The organism is Roseburia hominis (genome assembly GCA_040702975.1).
In the GTDB taxonomy this organism is placed as follows: domain Bacteria; phylum Bacillota; class Clostridia; order Lachnospirales; family Lachnospiraceae; genus Allocoprococcus; species Allocoprococcus hominis_A.
This window is the reverse complement of sequence record CP159990.1, coordinates 192,599-211,259: the sequence shown is the minus strand read 5'-3', so window position 1 is coordinate 211,259 and position 18,661 is coordinate 192,599. Positions and strand designations below refer to the sequence as shown.

The following is an 18,661-nucleotide window of genomic DNA, read 5'->3' as shown; positions in this document are numbered from 1 at the left end:
GATGGCAGGAACATTATATTTATGTGCGACCCCGATCGGGAATCTGGAAGATATGACGTTTCGGGTAATCCGTACCTTAAAAGAAGTGGATCTGATCGCGGCGGAGGATACGAGAAACAGTATCAAGCTGCTGAATCATTTTGAAATTAAAACGCCGATGACGAGTTATCACGAGTATAACAGGATCGAGAAGGGACATAAGCTGGTGGAGCGTCTGCTTGCGGGGGAAAATATCGCGCTGATCACGGATGCCGGAACGCCGGGGATTTCTGACCCGGGGGAGGAACTGGTGCAGATGTGCTATGAGGCGGGAGTTCCTGTGACTTCCCTTCCGGGGGCGGCTGCCTGTATTACGGCGCTTACGTTATCGGGACTTTCTACCAGACGGTTTGCATTTGAAGCCTTTCTGCCGGCAGATAAGAAGGAGCGGCAAATGGTACTTTCGGAGCTTGCGGAGGAAACCCGGACGATGATAGTCTATGAGGCGCCGCACCGTTTGGTCAGAACGCTTAGGGAACTGGGGGAAGTGCTGGGGGAAGAACGGCGTCTTACCGTGTGCCGGGAGCTCACGAAGAAGCATGAGACGGCATTTCGCACCACATTTGCAGAGGCGTTTTCTTATTATGAGAGTAATGAACCGAAAGGGGAATGCGTTCTGGTCATCGAGGGAAAGAGTCGGGATCAGATCGTGCAGGAAAAGCGGGACGAATGGGAGAAAATGAGCATTCCTGAGCATATGGAATATTATCTGGGGCAGGGAATGGAGAAGAAGGAAGCCATGAAGCAGGTGGCAAAGGACCGCGGAATGGGGAAGAGAGACGTGTATAAGGCTCTTTTATAAAAAGTGGCTGTGAAAGGGGCACTTCACATAAGGAAGTGTCCCTTATGCCGTCTTTAACCATTTGCAGAGTGGAAAAATTTATTGTCGTATGCTACAATAAAGACCGAATATGCAAACTCTGTATGGGATATACTGATTGGAGGAATATACGTGGCAGATAGAGAGGTCGGCTTTGTTGTGGATGACGAATACAAGACATGGATAGAAAATATAAAGAATAAGATAAAGCATAGTCAGATAAAAGCTTCTGTTAAAGTGAATTATGAGGTGCTTGATTTGTACTGGGATATAGGCAGAGATATTGTTACAAAACAGAAACATGCCAAATGGGGTGATGCGTTTCTTACAACAATGAGCAGGGATTTGAAGAAAACTTTTCCCGATATGTCAGGCTTTTCCGTGCAAAATTTGAAAAGCATACGTTATTGGTACACATTTTACAACTCCGATGAAAATGGCTTACAGGCTGTAAGCCAAATGGAACTGATTGAAAAAATGGTAAAAGGAATTCCTTGGGGCCATAATCAGAGGATTATGTATAAATGTAAAAATATCCAAGAAGCTTTGTTCTATGTGCAAAAAACAATGGATAACGGATGGAGCAGGACTGTCTTGGAGCATCAGATAGATAGTGATTTATATAGCCGACAGGGGAAAGCTATTACCAATTTCCAGTTAAAGTTACCAGAGCCGCAGTCTGATTTGGCGGAGCAGACATTGAAAAATCCATACAATTTTGACTTCCTGACATTGCGTGAAGAGTATAATGAAAAAGAATTAGAGGCTGCTCTCATTAACCAGATTACACAGTTCCTGTTGGAATTGGGCACAGGATTTTCATATTTGGGCAGGCAGGTACATTTGCATGTTGGAGAAAGTGATTTTTATATGGACTTACTTTTTTATCATGTCCGTCTACATTGCTATGTTGTCGTGGAGTTGAAAACGGAGAAATTCAAGCCAGAATTTGCGGGTAAATTAAACTTTTATGTAACCGCCGTTAATAAACAGATGAAAACGAAACAGGACAATCCAACAATAGGTATACTTATCTGTAAAGATAAAGATGATGTTGTTGCGGAATATGCTCTTGATGATATCTCACAACCAATCGGAATCGCGGAATATGAATTGACAAAGGTGCTTCGTGAGGAATTTAAGAGCAGCTTGCCGACGGTTGAAGAAATAGAAAATGAGTTGGCTGAATAAATTGGCTTACAGATTCTGATTACAGGGGATTTTGATTTTTTGTAAGGCAGTTTGCTGTTTTAGCAACTATGACGATACATATAAGGGTAACCAAAGGTTGCCCTTATATGTATTTTTAAGGAATTTTACTTGTGAAAATGAACGGTAAAACTACATTTATCTCCCCGAGTATAGGATCTTGAGTATTCGATAACCCGCTTGTTTTCGTCATATGTCGTGCAGGAGAACAGAAATACCGTGTCATCTTTCGTGATATTTATCATTCGCGCATCTGATTGAGCCAACTGTACCAAATCCAGAACCTGCCATGCTCTGGTGGGATTTATCCCATAAAATTTGTAGATTTCGAGCATGCTGAATACGGAAATATCGATGTCATCTATATTCGGCACTAAATTGTATGGGATATAGATTTCCTGAATGGCAATCGCCTCATCATCAGCATAGTCTAAACGTTTAATATAATAAATGTCATCATCCTCATCAATCTGAAAGATTGAGGCATATTTTTCACCAGCCCGCCTTTGCCCGCGCAATAAGATCTTTTTGCCCGCACGGACATTCTGCTCATTCATCGTCTGAGTGAAACCGCCCAGCACTTCCAGATCCCGTTCGTATTTGGACAATACATAGACTCCTTTTCCCTGGACACGTTTTAGCAGCCCTTCCTTTACCAGCGTGTCGACCGCACTGCGAACCGTCAGGCGGTTTATTCCGTAGGTCTCTGCGAGTACATTCTCCGTGGGTATCGCTGTTCCGGGTGCATACTCTCCATCTTCTATTTTGGAACGTATAACTTCGCGGAGCTGTACGTACATCGGAGCCTGATAATCGATTTCTGTTATTCCTGACAAAATAAACGCCTCCTTTTTGAATGTATGTTGGTGGTGTACTAAGTCTATGAAGTGGCCGGTTTTCGAGTCAGTTCACTGGCGAAGCAAACGTACTCGGATCTGGTAATCTCCTTAAAATATTCAAAGATTCGGTCTTCGCTGTCGCTGGTAACGCCCGATTGGTATATAACCGGGCTCCCCTGCTCTACCGCCAGATATTGTGCCTCTCTCTCATCACAACTGGAAATGCTTAACTTTTCATAACCGCTCTGCGCCTCTACCCCGTAAAATTGTCTGAGAATCGTATAGAGGGAGGCGTTGGATAAATCATGTTCATCGAGCCCCGGAAAACGTTTCGCGTCCAGAAAAATGGTGGATATCGTTACCGGTACTCCATCAAGACTTCTGACCCGTTCCAGCCGCCAGACTTTGTGCCCCAAAGGCAGTTTCATCTTTTGACCGATATTCTTAGAGGTCTCGCAAAGCTTTAAACCAAGTATCTGGCTTGTGATTTCTCTTTGTGCTTCGACGGCAGCCTGGTGCAACCCTTTGATATCGCGGAGATTGCGTATTACTTTTTCCCTTGCTACATAGGTGCCTGAACCGGTCTTATTATAAATTATTCCCTGTGAGATCAATTGCTTGATTGCACTTCTGAGCGTCGTACGATTGAAATTCCACATTTCGCACATCTTCCGCTCCGAAGGAAGCTGATCATCTGCCTGTAATCCGTTCTTTATAATATAGTTTTCAATTTTTTCGATAGCCTCATCGCGAGGCTTTTGATATTCTATTTTCATAGCAGATTTTCCTCAAATTTGTATATTTTGTCGTCTAAGTATCATCTTAGAACATCTATAAAAAAATGTCAACATATCAAATTGGGCTTGAAACCTGGAAAGATGTGAGACGTTATACCGAATGGTGAGTGGATTGGTTTAAATAACTTGGAATTTTGTATAATAAATGACTCGGAAAAGGTATACTTTTCGAACAAAATGGAAGAAAATATAAGTTGTTCATAAAAAAGAGAAGGGTAACTGGTATAAAAATCATCTGGATTATGCTAAGGAAGTATATGATTTTTAGAATCCATCAAGTTTAGAGGAAGTTATCTGGTTTATTTTTTAGGAATGTTATTTATATAATAATTGATTTGAAGGGGAGAAAAGGCTTGAAAAGAAGGAATTTATTGTGCAATTATTATAAAACAGAGACGGTGTATTTGTGGAAATGAACTGAAAAACAGAAAATAATTGGTTTTATATTGACAAAATTCATCTATAAGATTAATATGTAATCAGATTTGGTACCGAAATCACGCAAACTCATCTAAATAAAAGGAGGTAAAGTGCGATGGCACAAACACAAGAAAAGGTTCAGCCGATAGGGAATCAGGTTGAATTGAAGAGAAAATTAGGGCTTGGCGCAGCAGTGGCCCTCAGTGTAGGCAGTACGATTGGGTCGGGTATATTCTCGTCATTAGGCGAGGTGGCGGCAGCGAGCCACACAGCGATTATCATGTTGTTAGCGTTTGTTATCGGAGGTATTATCAATGTTCCGGCCAATCTGTGTTATGCAGAGCTGGCGACGGCTTATCCGGAAGACGGCGGGCAGTACGTATATTTCCGCGAGGCAGGTTCCAGACCGTTAGCGTTCCTTACCGGCTGGATCAGTTTCTGGGCGACAGATTCCAATGCAATCGCAGTTATGGCGCTTGCAGCAGCAAACTATGTTGGATTTCTTTTGGGGTGGGACGGTATTGTATTGAAGTTTGTTGCGGTTGCGTTGATTGTTGGATTTACGTTTTTACACGCACGAAGCGTAGAAGGCGGCGGAAAGTTCCAGACATTTATTACAGCTTTTAAGATCTTACCGTTCATTCTTTTGATTGGAGTCGGAATCTTCTACATAAAAGGCGATCTGATCACAGCGCCGGCAGCGGCGGGAGCTTCCGCCGGCTTTGCAACCTTACTTGGTGCGATCTCGGCAACGACATGGTCCTTTGATGGTATGAGTGCAGTCTGCTACATGGGCGGCGAGATTAAAGATCCACACAAAAATATGCCGCGCGCCTTAATTATTTCAGTAGGCGTAGTAAGTTTGCTTTACCTGTTACTGTCATTTGTTGCAACGGGTCTTCTGCCGATCGATGAGCTGGCGAACAGCAGCGCTCCGATCGCTGACGCGGCAGCCCAGATTCCGATGATCGGAAAAGCGGCAGGTACTATTACCGGCGTGTGCGCGGTAATCGTTATCATTGGCGTGTTATCCAGCCAGATCATGTTTTCCGCACGTATGCCATATGCAATGGCAAAAGACGGCCTCTTCTTTAAAGCTTTTGGCAAGATCCATAAAGAGTGGGAAACACCGTATGTAGCATTGTTTATCGAGAGTGCAGTAGCGATCATCATGGTATTCGCGGGATCACTTTCCGATCTGCTGGGATATTTTACACTGGTAGCGCTCGTGAAAAACTTTATGACTTTTGCAAGTATTCTTCTGTTACGTAGAAAAGCAGATTACAAGCCGACCTGGAGAATGCCGGCATGGGGGCTTATGATCGTAGTGGCTATGGGAACTACCATGACCCTGATTGTTTCCACATTTATGTGGGCACCGATTCCGGGTATCATCGCGGCGGTTGTCGTAGTTGGAACAGGACTTCCGGTATATTATTACTGGGAAAGCAAGAATAAGAAGGCAGCAATGAAAGGTTAATCATAATCTGACAATATTATAATAAGAAGAAAGAGGGATTTTGAAATGTTAAAATTTGATGAGCAGTGGCAGCTTGACAATGTAAATGGGATGCTTGTACGGCGTCCCGAGGTAGAAAAGATCGCAGACGAGCTTTTTGAAAAGGGTTTTGACGGCATGTACTTTATGGGGATGGGAGGAACTCTGGCATCCAGTATGCAGGTAGTAGACGGAACCATCGGAAAATCAGCGCTGCCGTTCTATACACAGAGCGCAGCAGAGTATCTGACAAATGGAAATAAACGTCTGACAGATAAGTCTGTGGTTGTGATCGCATCTGTTACCGGAACAACAAAAGAAATGGTTGAAGCCGTGAAAAAAGTAAAAGAACTTGGCGCAACCGTTGTAGGATTTATTGAAGAGGCAAATTCACCGCTGGCGGAAATGTCCGACTACCTGCTCTCTTATCCGAAGAATGAGCAGATGAAGCTGTTCATGCTGGCACATCGTCTGATGTACAGAAACGGAGAGTTTGATGATTATGAGCGTTTCTATAAAGAACTGGATGAGCATCTTGCAGAGGATCTGGTAGAAGTAGAGAAGGCAGCCGATGCATTTGGCGAGCAGTTCGCGATCGCACATAAGGACGACCCGATCCATTACTACATTGGCGCGGGAAATATGTGGGGTGCTACCTACTCTTATGCAATGTGCTACGTAGAGGAGCAGGAGTGGCTGCGTACAAAATCTATCCATGCTGCCGAATTTTTCCATGGAACACTGGAGATCATCGATCGGGATACGAATGTGACACTGTTCATGGGAGAAGATGAGGAACGTCCGTTATGTGAACGTGTAGCGCGTTTCCTGCCGCAGATTACCTCACGTTATACGATCATTGACACCAAAGACTATGAGCTGAAGGGAATCAGCCCGGAATTTAGAGGATTGATCTCTTATATGGTAATGCACTGCGTGACGCAGAGAATCGATGCGTACATAGAGAAGCTGAACTGCCATCCGCTTTCTATCCGCAGATATTATCGTCAGTTGGATTACTAAGAAGAACCGGAGTACAGGGAGCAGGCATGGAAAGTGATAGGAAGGAAAATGCCTGCTCCCTTCTGAAAAAATGGAGATTGAGAAATGAAAATAGCGGTAATAGGAGATAACTGTATTGATATTTATCCGAAATTAGATAAAAAATATCCAACCGGTAATATTGTAGACACAGGAGTCAATCTTAAAATACTGGGAGCGTCTGTTTCAGTGATTTCAACGACGGGCAGTGATTTTCATGGGCGTTGGATGTATGAGAGTCTCCAAAAGGCCGGACTGGATGTGAGCCATTTAAAAGTAGAAAATGGGGCAACGGCCGTAACCTATATGGATATGAACGGACTGGACCGGGTGCATGGAGAATATCTGGAAGGCGTTTTGGAAACGATGAGCTTTGATGAGGAGGATATTTCTTTTTGCACAAAACACGACTGGGTTCATAGTGCTATCTGGGGAATGGCAGAAAATACACTGGAACATATAAAAAAGCAGCAGGTTCCGATCAGCTTTGATTACTCAAATCAATTGGAGCATCCGCTGGTCGAAAAGACTCTTCCATTCGTCGATTATGGATTTTTTTCCTACCCGGCAGGCAGAGACGCCTATATTGAACAGTATTTAAAAGATAAAGTTGACAGAGGAATGAAAGTCGCCGTTGCAACCTTTGGAGATCAGGGAAGCCTGGCATATGACGGCGCGAGATTTTACAGAGGCCAAATTGTGCAGGCAAATCTGGTAAATACGGTTGGAGCGGGCGACAGCTTTATTGCAGGTTTTATCTACGAATATAGCATGTCCGGATCAATTGAGCAGGCTTTGGATAAGGGGGCACAAGTGGCGGCTAAGGTCGTATCTGTATTTGGCCCGTGGCAAGGCTGTCCGGTGATACCGGCCTGGCAGGAATGGTAGATGAAGCGCTGCCAGATATTACGAGAGGCATAATAGAACAGGAGAAAATGGAATGAAAATCGGGATGTTTACATTTGGGTATCAGAGAAACCCGCTGGAACACTGTTTTCAGGATGCGAAAAAATTTGGATATGATTTCATCGAGCTATGGGGAGGACGTCCCCACGCATTTGCACCGGATCTGAAAGCCGGAGAAATAGGGGAGGTAAAACGCCTCATTGATCAATACGAGATGCCGGTTTTGGGATATACCCCGGAGCATAATGCCTACCCATATAATTTTATGATCGGTAGTGAACGGCAGAGACGGGATGCCATAGAATATTTGAAGATATGTTTGGATATGGCAAAGGAACTGGGAGCCGATTACATGTTGATCAGCCCGGCTCATGCAGGTTATCTGGCTACTCGCCGGGAAATCTGGGACCGCATGGAGAAAACGGTACGCGAGTTAGGCGAGCACGCAGAGAAAACAGGCGTGAAGCTGGTGGTCGAGACGTTGACGCCTTATGAAAGCAATGTATTTACAAGCGCCAATGACGCGGTGGAGCTGTTTCAGAAAATTGATTCTCCCTATGTGGTGGGAATGTGTGACCTTGTGCCGCCTTTTGTGCAGTATGAGAGTATTTTGGCATATCTGGACAAGCTTGGTGAAAAAATGTATCATTTCCATATTATTGATGGAGAGCAGGGAACAGATAGCCACATTGTCCCCGGTGAGGGTTCCATTCCTCTTCGCGAGTTGTTTATGGAGCTAAAAGAGGCGGGATATCAAGGGACTGCCACCTTGGAGCTGGTAAATGGATATATCAATGAACCCAGGCTGTATGCAAGAAGAAGCATTGACAATGTAAGAGCCTACATGAAAGAGGCGGGATTCTAAGGAGGAAGTGGCATAATGTTTATCGATATGCATGTTCATCCGGCTTTTTATGAACCGATCTGCCAGGATGCGGAAATGGTCAGAATGCGTCATGAAAAGCTGCAGATTCACAGAAATTCGGCGGCACCGCTTGATGATGTGAAAAATAAAATGGATTGCGCGGGAATTGACAAACTCTGCCTGTTACCAATGGATGTAAGCAGTGTTGATGGAAAAGCGCTGGTTATGAATGAAGAGATTGCAAGCCTGATAGCTATGGAGCCGCAGAGATTTATCGGTTTTGCAGGGGTGGATCCGCTTAAGGATGACGCCTGCGGGAAACTGGAATATGCTTTTGATGAGTTAAAGCTAAAAGGATTGAAGCTGAATCTGGGAAGGCTTCACTGCTATCCGGACGATGAACGGCTGGAAGCGGTATACCAATTCTGTGAAAGCAGGAAAAAACCTATTATTTTTCACAGTGGTCTGAGTTGGGAGCCGGATTGTGTTGCAAAATACTGCCGCCCGATGGAATTCGAGGAAATGGTGCAAAGGCATCCTAATCTGAAGATATGCCTGGCGCATTTTGGATGGCCATGGACTGGGGAAACGGCGATGCTGATGGTAAAATATCCGAATGTATATGCTGATACCGGCGTACTCTATTTTGATAGTGCTCTGGAATTTTACAAAAAACTATTTACCCAGGATATTCCGGTCACATGGATCGACCGTAGTCTCCGTCATCAGGTCATGTTCGGAAGTGACGCTCCAAGATTTGAACAGATGAGGATGGCGAAGGCGCTGGATCACCTGGGATTTAGAGAGAGTACTCTGGAGCTGATAAAAGGACAGAACGCACTTGAGTTTATTGGTGTATAGGAGGATTGTTATGATACGGATGTATAGTTATAGGATACTCACAAAGGAGTATAATCAGATGATCCTTGTGACGGATAAGCTTCGTGAGGCCGTCCGCGAGAGCGGGATTCAAAATGGAGTTGCAACCGTTATGACAATGCATACCACAACGGGTATTGCGGTGAATGAAGCATTGGAGTGCCTGGAAAGTGATATTGCTAATATGCTTGAAAAAAATGCCCCGGAGGAGGGTACATATTCCCATGCACGAATGTTGCATGATTATGGTTCAACTGCCGGAAACCCTACGGGTCATTTGAAATCCTATTTAACAGGAAATCACTGTCACTTCTATGTGATAGATGGCGAATTGATTCAGGGAGGGGCACAGGATGTGTACTTCTGCGAGTTCGACGGACCAGCCAACCGCATGATAAAAATTTTTATAGATGGTGAGTAATTGCAGGGGCGCATCATATTGATTTTTATGACAATTCCGGCAAAAGTATGCTATACTGGATTATATTAATCAGAAAAGGGAGAAGTGTAATGCAGTCTGAATACCGCGGAAAACCGCGAGATATCGCAGTTGAATTGCTGGAATGTTATATAAAAGAGAATCATATGAAGCCGCACGACCGTCTGCCTGCAGAGCGCAGGATGTGTGAGATGTGGGATATCAGCCGTACCACTTTGCGCAAAGCGGTGCGGAAGCTGGAGATCGAGGGAAAGGTGTATAGCGTGGTGGGAAGCGGCACCTATGTTTCCCCTCCGAAATATGTGCGAAATCTTCAGGATATCGAGAGCCTGGGCATGAAGCGTAAAGCGCAGGAGTCCGGCAGAAAGATTACGGCAGTTCTCGTGTCATCATCTGTGATTGAGTGTACAAAGCAGATCTCTATGAAATTACATGTACCGTTAGGACATAAGATATTTGTGATATCGCGATTGAGATTAGTGGACGATAGTCCCGGGTGGATCGAGACTTCTTATCTTGACGCCGGGCGTTTTCGCGGCATAGAAGAGCACGATTTCACGCAGGAGTCACTTTATCATGTAATAGAAAATATATATGGAACGAAACTTACTCAGGGACAGCAGAAGGTCAGTATCACGTATACGACGAAGAAGGAGTCTGAATTGTTAAGGATTCCGGAAGAGACAGCGGTGATTTATGTGAGCGGTGTGATCTGTGGAAGCGATGGAGAACCTGTTGAGTATTGCAGGTCTGTTGTCAGAGCGGACAAGATTTGTTTTATGAGTATATTAAAGCAAATCCCCAAAGAAAAGAAAAACAGAGAATAACCGTTTGTTAATGTGCAGCCGCTCCTATTGCAAATCCGGCGTCCCTGGGATATGGATTGCAAAATGAGGTGAAGAAAATGAAAATAACTACAATTGGCGATAATTGTATGGATGTTTATGAGCAGCTTGGCCAGGCGTTTCCGGGAGGAAATCCGGTAAATGTTGCGGTTTATTTTAAGAGATATCAGCATGAGGTATCTTATATTGGAGTGGTGGGGGATGACAAATACGGCCCGGTGCTGAAAGAGGCCGTTGCACAAAAAGGCGTCGACACCTCCAGAGTCAGAACTCTGCCGGGTAAGACAGCGATTACTATTGTAGAGCTGGTAAATAATGACAGAGTATTCAAAGATTACGACGAGGGCGTTCTTGCGGACATCAGGCTTTCTGAAGATGATCTTGCTTTTTGCAGGGAGCAGGACCTGATCGTCAGCAGCATTTGGAGTCACATAGAATCTGACCTGCCGAAGATGCGTTCCGGAAAGAATATCATCGCGTTTGATTTCTCTACGGAGCGGGATAATCCGATCATCGATGAGGCGTTGCCCTATGTGGATTATGCATTTTTTGCATTTGATGAGGATGATGAACCGACAAGGGAATTTATCCGCAGAAGGCAGGCTCAGGGTGCGAAATATGTCATTGCCACCCTTGGAAGCAACGGAAGTATTGCTTATGACGGCAATCAGTTTTATAAATTTGGAATTATCTCTTGTGAAGTGGTAGATACCATGGGAGCGGGAGACAGTTATATCGCGGGCTTCCTGGATGGGGTCTTAAGAGGAGCGAGCCTCGAAGAGTGTATGCAGGCAGGAGCGAAGAACAGTACGATCACTATTGGGTACAAGGGCGCCTGGTAGTTAGTTAGGAAAGGCAGAAGAGTCATATGAGTGATATCAATTATCAATCCCCGATGTATTTGCAGCTGCGGGAGGTTATACGGAATAAAATAGAGTCCGGCGAGTATCCGCCGGGGACTGCAATACCGACAGAGAAGGAATTGGCAGAAACATATGAACTCAACCGTCTTACGGTGCGTAGTGCGATTGAAACTCTGGCGAATGAAGGAATTCTTAAAAAGATTCAGGGAAAAGGCATGTTTGTCATGGGGGAGAAAATCGAGAGGACCCTGGACACGCTGGGAGGATTTACACAGGTACTGAAGGACCGGCATATGAAGCCCGCCACAAGGATTCTTGCGAAGGGGCTTCGGAGGGCAGGAACCAAATTCGGAGATATTTTTCAGATAGATCCGGAGGAGAATATCTACTATATTAAATGTCTCTGCCTTGCTGATGACACGCCATATTCTATAGATGAGATTTATGTTCCGCAGTGTGTTCTGCCGAATCTGGACGATGTGGACCTGACCGTGTTTTCATTAGATGAAGTCTTTGAATTCTATAATATTGAGATAAAAACGGCGAACCAGACGCTGGAACTGACGCAGCTTGAGCAAAGCGACGCGAAGCTGCTTGGAATTAACAGCGAGCTTGCGGTGATGCTGTTTGAGTGTGTAAGTTATGATACAGATCACCGTGTAGTTGAGTTTTCACGTACATACAGCCGTGCAGATATTTGCAGCTTTACTGCTACGTTTCGTAATGATGACTAGTGTATCATTGACGTTTAGAATTATACCACCAGATATTCCGCGATACATTGTGTTGGCAGTAAGAGGTGTAAAAATAGTAAAACAGTAAGAGCTGCATGAAAAATTAAGAGTTATTTATATATTGTGGAGGAAATCAGTATGTTAAAAAATATACCGACTTGTATGTCGCCGGATTTGTTAAGAGCTTTGTGTGCCATTGGACACGGCTCTAAGATTATGATCTGTGATGGAAATTGTGATATCAATACGGTGGGACATGACAGGGCTTATCGTGTCCGTCTTGACGGAGTGGGAGGAGCTGAAGTTCTAAAAGCGGTCCTTCAATTGATTCCGTTAGATGATTATATTGATAATTCTGTTCGCATCTGCAATACGGAGAATGGAATTCCGGCGCCGGATGTGTGGAAGGATTATGAGGAAATTGTGAGAAACAGTGAGGAATATTCCAAACTGCCGAACGGAATTCAGTATCTGGACGATCCGGAGTTCTGGGCTGTTTCAAAGGAAATTGATCTGGTGATCGGCACCGGAGAAAGAGATGTGTATGGGAACATTTTCCTGCAGAAGGGAGTTATCCGCAAAGATAGCTAATTGGCTGTGGAGGGGACGGGCTTATGCCCGTCCTTTTTGCTGCCGGGCATATTTAAGTAAAGGTACGGTGGACATTCATCCCGGCGCCATGGATACTTGAAAGGGAAAAAATCCTTCTTTTCGTCAATTTGTACATGAAACTCGAAAATCTTTGTTCAAGTCGGTTATGGATTCTTTCCTAAATCTCTACTATACTTAGTGTCAGAAAGAAAACAGCGGCCGGGGCCGTACAAATTTAGGAGGAAAAGAACAATGGCAAGTTTATCATTGAAACATATCAACAAAACTTATCCGAATGGATTTGAAGCAGTTAAAGATTTCAACCTCGAAATCGAAGACAAAGAGTTTATCATCTTCGTAGGACCGTCAGGATGTGGTAAATCTACTACACTTCGTATGGTTGCTGGTCTGGAAGACATCACAAGCGGCGAGCTTCGCATCGGCGACAAGGTAGTTAACGACGTAGAGCCGAAGGACAGAGATATCGCAATGGTATTCCAGAACTACGCTCTGTATCCGCATATGACAGTATACGATAACATGGCTTTCGGTCTTAAGTTAAGAAAAGTACCGAAGGATCAGATCGATAAGATGGTTCGTGAAGCAGCTAAGATCCTTGACCTTGAGAAACTGCTTGATCGTAAACCGAAGGCTCTTTCCGGTGGACAGAGACAGCGTGTTGCTATGGGACGTGCTATCGTTCGTAACCCGAAGGTATTCCTTATGGACGAGCCGCTTTCTAACCTGGACGCTAAGCTTCGTGGACAGATGCGTATTGAGATCTCCAAACTGCATCAGAGACTGGGCACAACCATCATTTACGTAACACATGACCAGACAGAGGCTATGACCCTTGGTACCAGAATCGTAGTTATGAACGCTGGTATCGTTCAGCAGGTAGATACTCCGCAGGTACTTTACGATACACCGTGCAACCTGTTCGTTGCCGGATTCATCGGATCTCCGCAGATGAACTTCGTAGACGCTGTATGTAAAGTAAAAGGCAACAAAGTTGTTCTTCAGGCTGGCCCGGCAGAGATCGAACTTCCGGAAGCAAAAGCTAAAAAGCTTATCGCTGGCGGATATGATGGAAAGACTGTTGTACTTGGTATTCGTCCGGAAGACGTACATGATGAGCCGGATTACCTTGCTAAACATCAGAACACCATTATCCAGGCTACTATCCGTGTATACGAGATGCTTGGTGCTGAAGTTTACCTGCACTTCGATTACGAAGGAGCTACCATGACTGCAAGAGTTGATCCAAGAACAACTGCAAGAACAGGCGATACTGTTAAATTTGCTCTTGATCCGGATAAGATTCATGTATTCGATAAAGAGACTGAGCTGACAATCACCAACTAGTCAGAAGGCTTAAAACTTAAGAATTTATAAAATTTACGGTTCCGCCGGACTTTTTGTCCGGCGGAGCTTTTTTTGTGGGAATAATTGGTATATACTGGTGGAAATGAATAAAGATTAAGTTGGAAATAAAGGTAGTAAAGCAGAAAATAAATCATGTGTGATAAGAAGGATTTGGGAATATTGCGATTATATAGCAGGGAATAAAAAGGTAAAATTAAATTGAAAATAGAGAAGGAGCGTAGAAAATGGACTGGAGCAAGGTGACATTTCGGAAAATCAGGGGACTGATCGTATTTACCATATTAATATTGGTAGGACTTTGGAAATTCGATATTGTTTTAGATGTATTGGGATTCGTGTGGGGAATTATTTTACCCTTTGTGATAGGGGGAGCGATCGCGTTTATCATCAATGTTCCTATGAGCTTTCTGGAAAAGAAGATTTTTGGGGCGGAGAAGGAAAAGCGTGGGAAGGTCGCGAAGAAGCTGGCGCGGCCGCTGAGTCTGGTGCTGACGCTTGTACTGGTCCTGGGAGTCATCGTGCTGGTCATGTTTGTTCTGGTACCGCAGCTTGGGGAAACATTTTCCAGCCTGGGGCAGAATATTGCGGCTTTTATTCCCCAGTTTCAGAAATGGATTCAGGATTTTACCAATAATAATCAGGAAATCATGAATTATGTTGATAAGATCGAATTCAATCCGGACAAGATTATTCAGTGGGCGATGTCATTTTTGGGAAATGGCGCAGGCAATATGATGAACACCACGGTGGCTGCGGTTGGTTCTATCATTAGCGGCGTAGCGACATTTTTCATCGCTTTTTCGTTTGCGTGTTATATTTTGATTCAAAAAGAAAAACTGCATGTGCAGGTAAGAAAAGTTATTTTTGCATTTGTGCCAAAAAGGAAGGCTGAGGTAGGGCTTGAGATCTGTGCATTGACTTATAAGACATTTTCCAGTTTCCTGACCGGGCAGTGTGTGGAAGCGGTGATCCTGGGGAGTATGTTCGTAGTTTCCATGACGGTTCTTGGACTGCCTTATGCACTGCTCACCGGAATTGTGATCGCTTTTACAGCGTTGATTCCGATATTCGGCGGTTTTATCGGCTGTGGGGTGGGGACCTTCCTGATATTTATGGTGGATGTGCGGCAGGCAGTATTTTTTGTCGTTCTGTTTTTGGTATTGCAGCAAATAGAAGGGAATCTGATTTATCCGCATGTAGTTGGCGGCTCGGTGGGCCTGCCGTCAATCTGGGTGCTCGCCGCCGTTACGATTGGCGGAAATTTGATGGGAATCGTGGGAATGCTGATTTTTATCCCGTTGGTTTCGGTGGTATATACGTTGTTTAGGGAAGTGGTGTACCTGGAACTGAAGAAGCAGCGGATCAAGAGGGTTACCGTCGATTCTGTGGAGGAGTACACGGAGGAAGAAGTAGAACGGATGCAGGAGATCTTTAGAGAGGAGCAGGCCGAGAGACTTAGGGAAATGACAAGGGGTGCTGAGGAGAGGTAGAAAAAACTTTATTTAGTTGTCAGGAATGGATTATCTCGTGGAAATAAATGCTGTTCCTTTCCTGAGAAATTATATTCGGTTGTCAGGAATGAATGCCCGGAATCGCCATATATTTTATATAGAAGAAATACATGGAGATTTTTAGTATGCTGAATTATTTATGGGCAGGAATGATTATTGTAGGTGTGGTCTTTGCGGCGTTTACGGGGAAAATGCCGGACATTACGAATGCGGCGCTGGATTCTTCCCGGGAGGCGGTGACCTTATGTATCACGATGATGGGGGTGATGTCTTTCTGGGTGGGGATTATGGAGATTGCAAAAAAGGCGGGAGTGCTGGAGTCGACCTCAAAACGGATGGGACCGTTCATTCATTTTCTATTCCCATCGCTTCCCAAAGACCACCCGGCGCAGGAGGCGATCGCGGCAAATATCATTGCGAATGTGCTGGGGCTTGGCTGGGCGGCAACGCCGGCGGGGCTTAGGGCTATGGACGAATTAGGGAAGCTGGAGGAGGATAGAAGGCGTGGAAGACTGGCGGGACCGGTGCGGAAAAAGGGAGTGGCCAGTAATGAGATGTGTACGTTTCTGATCCTCAATATCTCGTCGCTGCAGCTGATACCGGTGAATGTGATCGCCTACCGGAGCCAGTATGGGAGCGTGAATCCGACGGCGATCGTGGGACCGGGGATCATGGCGACGGCGGTGAGCACGGGGGTGGCGATCGTGTTTTGTAAGATGATGGATCGTGGGAGGCGGAGAGCGTGAAGGTTCTCCGCTTTTATATTCTGATTTTTTGGAGATTGCGAGCATGTTTTGCTCCAAATATGACCAAGCTTTATCATTTGTGATTGTTACATGAAAATATGGTTGACACCGTTAATGGAAAGTGATATATTTATCACACGTTATACGGGTGGAGGGAAAAATGTCGGACTTAGTTACAAGAATGAAAGTGTATAGAGAAAGATTATCCATGAGCCAAAGTGAGTTAGCCGATAGGGTGGGGGTGCGGCGCGAAACGATTGTCCGTTTAGAAAAAGGGCAGTACAATCCTTCTTTGAAGCTGGCTATGGATATCTCGAAGGAATTTCAGGTATCTGTAGAGGATGTGTTTTTCTTTGTGGAAGCGGGAGTTGACATTTATAAAAAGGGGGAATTGGACGAATAATTAGCCTGCCGGAATTTTCGACAGGTTCGTCAGGAAGGCAATAAAAAAGTTGCGTGAAAGATGTCTTCCATACATACACCATACAATACTATTTGAAATGCAACTGTAAGTTAAAATTCAGTTGAAAGAAGGAATATTTAGTGTTATTATAAAGAAAAATAATTACCAAAATAGTAATTGTTTTTTGAGGGAGGATGAGTGGCTATCAGGATACAATATCATGATAATACAGTGAAAAAGCTGTGTACAGATTTAAAAAAGGCTAAAAAAGAAATGCCTGTAAGTGTTGCGGAAAAACTCCATGCCCTTATCAACCTTATCGAGAGTTCGGTTAACCTTCAGGATATTGCAAATATGCAGATTTATCATTTGCATCCGCTGCATGGAGACAGGGAAGGACTATATGCTTTAGATATTGCTGGAAGACGAGTAGGTTATCGTTTAATTGTAATTCCTTTGGACTTAAATGGAAAGAAATGGAAAGAAAAAGATGTGAATGTTGTCTATAAATCAACAGAAATAATTGTTGCATGGGAGGTGTCTAATCACTATGAATAGGATTGAATATGAAGAGTTGATTGCATTCCACCCTGGCTATTATGTTAAGGATTATATTGAGGATCAGGGCATTACGCAGGAAGAATTGGCAAAGCGACTTCAGGTTACTCCAAAGTATGTAAGTGATTTGGTGAATGGCAGGATTAATCTGACAGATGAGATGGTTCTGAAACTTTCTATTGTTTTCGGGACCTCTACAACAATGTGGTTGAATTTAAATCAGAAGTATATTGAGAAGAAGCTTGAAATTAAAGCTCGTATGCAGCTTGAGGCAGAGTGTGAAATCGTACGCCAAATGGATTATAAGTTTTGGGCTGATTTAGGGCTCGTCAAAGCGACGCGGATAGCAAGAGAAAAGGTTCAAGAACTTCAGAGATTTTTTAAAGTGTCTTCACTAAGCGTATTAAGTCAGAGAGATTTTTTGGTTCAATACAGAACGAGTGTTTCTGAGGTTACGGATATCAATGTAATTAATGCAAATGCATGGGTACAAACAGCAATAAATATTGGCTCTTCCGTTGAGGTTAAGTCCTATGATAAAAAGAAGCTTACAGAAGCAATACCAGAAATACGCAGCATGACGGTGCAGGATCCAACGGTTTTTTATCCTAGATTGAAAGAATTACTTGCAAGCTGTGGAGTTGCTCTTGTATTAATTCCTAATCTCAAAAATTGTGGAGTGAATGGTGCTGTAAAATGGCTCGGTAAAGATAAAGTTGTTTTGGCATTGAATGATAGAAGAAAATATGCGGACACATTCTGGTTTGCATTATTTCATGAATTAGGGCATGTTTTTCAACAAAGAATAAAGGTCCTGCTCGTAAGTGAAAAAAATAAGGCTGATCTTGAAACGGATGGTTTAACGCAAAGGCTTGAGTATGAAGCTGATATGTTTTCACAAGATACATTGATACCTAAAGCTGAATACGAAGGATTTATAAAGTCAAACCAATATGGATTTACAGCAGATTCTATTCGTGCGTTTGCTGCTAAGATCGGAATTATTCCTGGAATTGTAGTTGGAAGACTTCAACAGGATAAATACTTGACGTATCAAACTGCATTGAATAAATTAAAAATTAAATATGCTATTGCCTAATTGCGTGCAAATGTCGTAGATTGTCATGGAATATATATGATATTGTATAATGCGGAAAGCAAAATGAAATAGAGCCTTGGGAGAGAAATCTTTTAGGGCTTTGATTATGCCTAGAGGTGTTGCATTTATTAAGTAGGGCTCCTTAGTAAAGGCGACTTTAATTGGGATGAATA

At 43.8% G+C, this 18,661-nt stretch carries 20 protein-coding genes; 18 read left to right on the top strand and 2 right to left on the bottom strand.

Annotated features, from left to right (window positions below):
- The first annotated feature begins 1 nt into the window (after position 1).
- A complete protein-coding gene (gene rsmI / locus ABXS75_00910; protein ID XCP85406.1) occupies positions 2 to 841 on the top strand; it encodes a 16S rRNA (cytidine(1402)-2'-O)-methyltransferase in 840 nt (279 codons plus the stop codon).
- A gap of 150 nt (positions 842 to 991) precedes the next feature.
- A complete protein-coding gene (locus tag ABXS75_00905) occupies positions 992 to 2,050 on the top strand; it encodes a PDDEXK nuclease domain-containing protein (GenBank protein ID XCP85405.1) in 1,059 nt (352 codons plus the stop codon).
- Positions 2,051 to 2,175: 125 nt separating this feature from the next.
- Here the strand turns inward: ABXS75_00905 and ABXS75_00900 are convergent, their stop codons facing one another.
- A complete protein-coding gene (locus ABXS75_00900) occupies positions 2,176 to 2,904 on the bottom strand; it encodes a GntR family transcriptional regulator (GenBank protein ID XCP85404.1) in 729 nt (242 codons plus the stop codon).
- 44 nt (positions 2,905 to 2,948) lie between these two features.
- Positions 2,949 to 3,683 carry a GntR family transcriptional regulator gene (locus ABXS75_00895; protein ID XCP85403.1) on the bottom strand — a complete coding sequence of 245 codons (735 nt, stop codon included), beginning with the start codon at positions 3,681 to 3,683 and terminating at the stop codon, positions 2,949 to 2,951.
- A gap of 556 nt (positions 3,684 to 4,239) precedes the next feature.
- Between ABXS75_00895 and ABXS75_00890 the strand changes: the two genes are divergently transcribed.
- The 16 genes from ABXS75_00890 (at position 4,240) to ABXS75_00815 (ending at position 18,488) form a co-directional block, all read left to right on the top strand.
- A complete protein-coding gene (locus tag ABXS75_00890; GenBank protein ID XCP85402.1) occupies positions 4,240 to 5,604 on the top strand; it encodes an amino acid permease in 1,365 nt (454 codons plus the stop codon).
- Between the two features lie 45 nt (positions 5,605 to 5,649).
- Positions 5,650 to 6,645, top strand: a complete 996-nt coding sequence (locus ABXS75_00885) for an SIS domain-containing protein (protein XCP85401.1) — start codon at positions 5,650 to 5,652, stop codon at positions 6,643 to 6,645.
- An 84-nt stretch (positions 6,646 to 6,729) separates the two neighbouring features.
- Positions 6,730 to 7,551 (top strand): fructoselysine 6-kinase, encoded by an 822-nt coding sequence (gene frlD / locus ABXS75_00880; protein XCP85400.1) that lies wholly within the window; start codon positions 6,730 to 6,732, stop codon positions 7,549 to 7,551.
- Positions 7,552 to 7,603: 52 nt separating this feature from the next.
- Positions 7,604 to 8,434 (top strand): fructoselysine 3-epimerase, encoded by an 831-nt coding sequence (gene frlC, locus ABXS75_00875; GenBank protein ID XCP85399.1) that lies wholly within the window; start codon positions 7,604 to 7,606, stop codon positions 8,432 to 8,434.
- 15 nt (positions 8,435 to 8,449) lie between these two features.
- Entirely contained in the window at positions 8,450 to 9,295 is an 846-nt protein-coding gene (locus ABXS75_00870; protein XCP85398.1) for an amidohydrolase family protein, read from the top strand.
- Positions 9,296 to 9,305: 10 nt separating this feature from the next.
- Positions 9,306 to 9,734 (top strand): secondary thiamine-phosphate synthase enzyme YjbQ, encoded by a 429-nt coding sequence (locus tag ABXS75_00865; protein ID XCP85397.1) that lies wholly within the window; start codon positions 9,306 to 9,308, stop codon positions 9,732 to 9,734.
- An 89-nt stretch (positions 9,735 to 9,823) separates the two neighbouring features.
- The gene (locus ABXS75_00860) at positions 9,824 to 10,579 is read left to right on the top strand and encodes a GntR family transcriptional regulator (GenBank protein XCP85396.1); all 756 of its coding nucleotides are present in this window, start codon (positions 9,824 to 9,826) and stop codon (positions 10,577 to 10,579) included.
- Between the two features lie 77 nt (positions 10,580 to 10,656).
- Positions 10,657 to 11,439 carry a fructoselysine 6-kinase gene (gene frlD / locus ABXS75_00855; GenBank protein XCP85395.1) on the top strand — a complete coding sequence of 261 codons (783 nt, stop codon included), beginning with the start codon at positions 10,657 to 10,659 and terminating at the stop codon, positions 11,437 to 11,439.
- Between the two features lie 26 nt (positions 11,440 to 11,465).
- The gene (locus tag ABXS75_00850) at positions 11,466 to 12,194 is read left to right on the top strand and encodes a GntR family transcriptional regulator (GenBank protein XCP85394.1); all 729 of its coding nucleotides are present in this window, start codon (positions 11,466 to 11,468) and stop codon (positions 12,192 to 12,194) included.
- 138 nt (positions 12,195 to 12,332) lie between these two features.
- Positions 12,333 to 12,785, top strand: a complete 453-nt coding sequence (locus ABXS75_00845; protein XCP85393.1) for an RbsD/FucU domain-containing protein — start codon at positions 12,333 to 12,335, stop codon at positions 12,783 to 12,785.
- Between the two features lie 252 nt (positions 12,786 to 13,037).
- Positions 13,038 to 14,150, top strand: coding sequence for a sn-glycerol-3-phosphate ABC transporter ATP-binding protein UgpC (ugpC, locus tag ABXS75_00840; GenBank protein XCP85392.1), 1,113 nt, complete (start codon positions 13,038 to 13,040; stop codon positions 14,148 to 14,150).
- A 245-nt stretch (positions 14,151 to 14,395) separates the two neighbouring features.
- A complete protein-coding gene (locus tag ABXS75_00835) occupies positions 14,396 to 15,661 on the top strand; it encodes an AI-2E family transporter (protein XCP85391.1) in 1,266 nt (421 codons plus the stop codon).
- A gap of 146 nt (positions 15,662 to 15,807) precedes the next feature.
- Positions 15,808 to 16,428, top strand: coding sequence for a nucleoside recognition protein (locus tag ABXS75_00830; protein ID XCP85390.1), 621 nt, complete (start codon positions 15,808 to 15,810; stop codon positions 16,426 to 16,428).
- 160 nt (positions 16,429 to 16,588) lie between these two features.
- A complete protein-coding gene (locus tag ABXS75_00825; protein XCP85389.1) occupies positions 16,589 to 16,831 on the top strand; it encodes a helix-turn-helix transcriptional regulator in 243 nt (80 codons plus the stop codon).
- Between the two features lie 198 nt (positions 16,832 to 17,029).
- Positions 17,030 to 17,389: a type II toxin-antitoxin system RelE/ParE family toxin gene (locus ABXS75_00820; protein ID XCP85388.1), complete on the top strand. Its 360-nt coding sequence runs from the start codon at positions 17,030 to 17,032 to the stop codon at positions 17,387 to 17,389.
- On the top strand, positions 17,382 to 18,488 hold the full coding sequence (locus tag ABXS75_00815; GenBank protein ID XCP85387.1) for a HigA family addiction module antitoxin: 1,107 nt from the start codon (positions 17,382 to 17,384) through the stop codon (positions 18,486 to 18,488). The genes ABXS75_00820 and ABXS75_00815 overlap by 8 nt, the downstream gene beginning before the upstream one ends.
- Positions 18,489 to 18,661: the final 173 nt, after the last annotated feature.

Bases quoted from the DNA above. Each gene is read 5' to 3' on its own strand.
- ugpC (XCP85392.1), top strand. From the start codon at position 13,038: ATGGCAAGTTTATCATTGAAACATATCAACAAAACTTATCCGAATGGA.
- frlD (XCP85395.1), top strand. From the start codon at position 10,657: ATGAAAATAACTACAATTGGCGATAATTGTATGGATGTTTATGAGCAG.
- ABXS75_00825 (XCP85389.1), top strand. From the start codon at position 16,589: ATGTCGGACTTAGTTACAAGAATGAAAGTGTATAGAGAAAGATTATCC.
- ABXS75_00830 (XCP85390.1), top strand. From the start codon at position 15,808: ATGCTGAATTATTTATGGGCAGGAATGATTATTGTAGGTGTGGTCTTT.
- ABXS75_00890 (XCP85402.1), top strand. From the start codon at position 4,240: ATGGCACAAACACAAGAAAAGGTTCAGCCGATAGGGAATCAGGTTGAA.
- ABXS75_00870 (XCP85398.1), top strand. From the start codon at position 8,450: ATGTTTATCGATATGCATGTTCATCCGGCTTTTTATGAACCGATCTGC.
- rsmI (XCP85406.1), top strand. From the start codon at position 2: ATGGCAGGAACATTATATTTATGTGCGACCCCGATCGGGAATCTGGAA.
- ABXS75_00895 (XCP85403.1), bottom strand. From the start codon at position 3,683: ATGAAAATAGAATATCAAAAGCCTCGCGATGAGGCTATCGAAAAAATT.
- ABXS75_00850 (XCP85394.1), top strand. From the start codon at position 11,466: ATGAGTGATATCAATTATCAATCCCCGATGTATTTGCAGCTGCGGGAG.
- frlD (XCP85400.1), top strand. From the start codon at position 6,730: ATGAAAATAGCGGTAATAGGAGATAACTGTATTGATATTTATCCGAAA.
- ABXS75_00815 (XCP85387.1), top strand. From the start codon at position 17,382: ATGAATAGGATTGAATATGAAGAGTTGATTGCATTCCACCCTGGCTAT.
- ABXS75_00885 (XCP85401.1), top strand. From the start codon at position 5,650: ATGTTAAAATTTGATGAGCAGTGGCAGCTTGACAATGTAAATGGGATG.
- ABXS75_00835 (XCP85391.1), top strand. From the start codon at position 14,396: ATGGACTGGAGCAAGGTGACATTTCGGAAAATCAGGGGACTGATCGTA.
- frlC (XCP85399.1), top strand. From the start codon at position 7,604: ATGAAAATCGGGATGTTTACATTTGGGTATCAGAGAAACCCGCTGGAA.
- ABXS75_00865 (XCP85397.1), top strand. From the start codon at position 9,306: ATGATACGGATGTATAGTTATAGGATACTCACAAAGGAGTATAATCAG.
- ABXS75_00860 (XCP85396.1), top strand. From the start codon at position 9,824: ATGCAGTCTGAATACCGCGGAAAACCGCGAGATATCGCAGTTGAATTG.
- ABXS75_00845 (XCP85393.1), top strand. From the start codon at position 12,333: ATGTTAAAAAATATACCGACTTGTATGTCGCCGGATTTGTTAAGAGCT.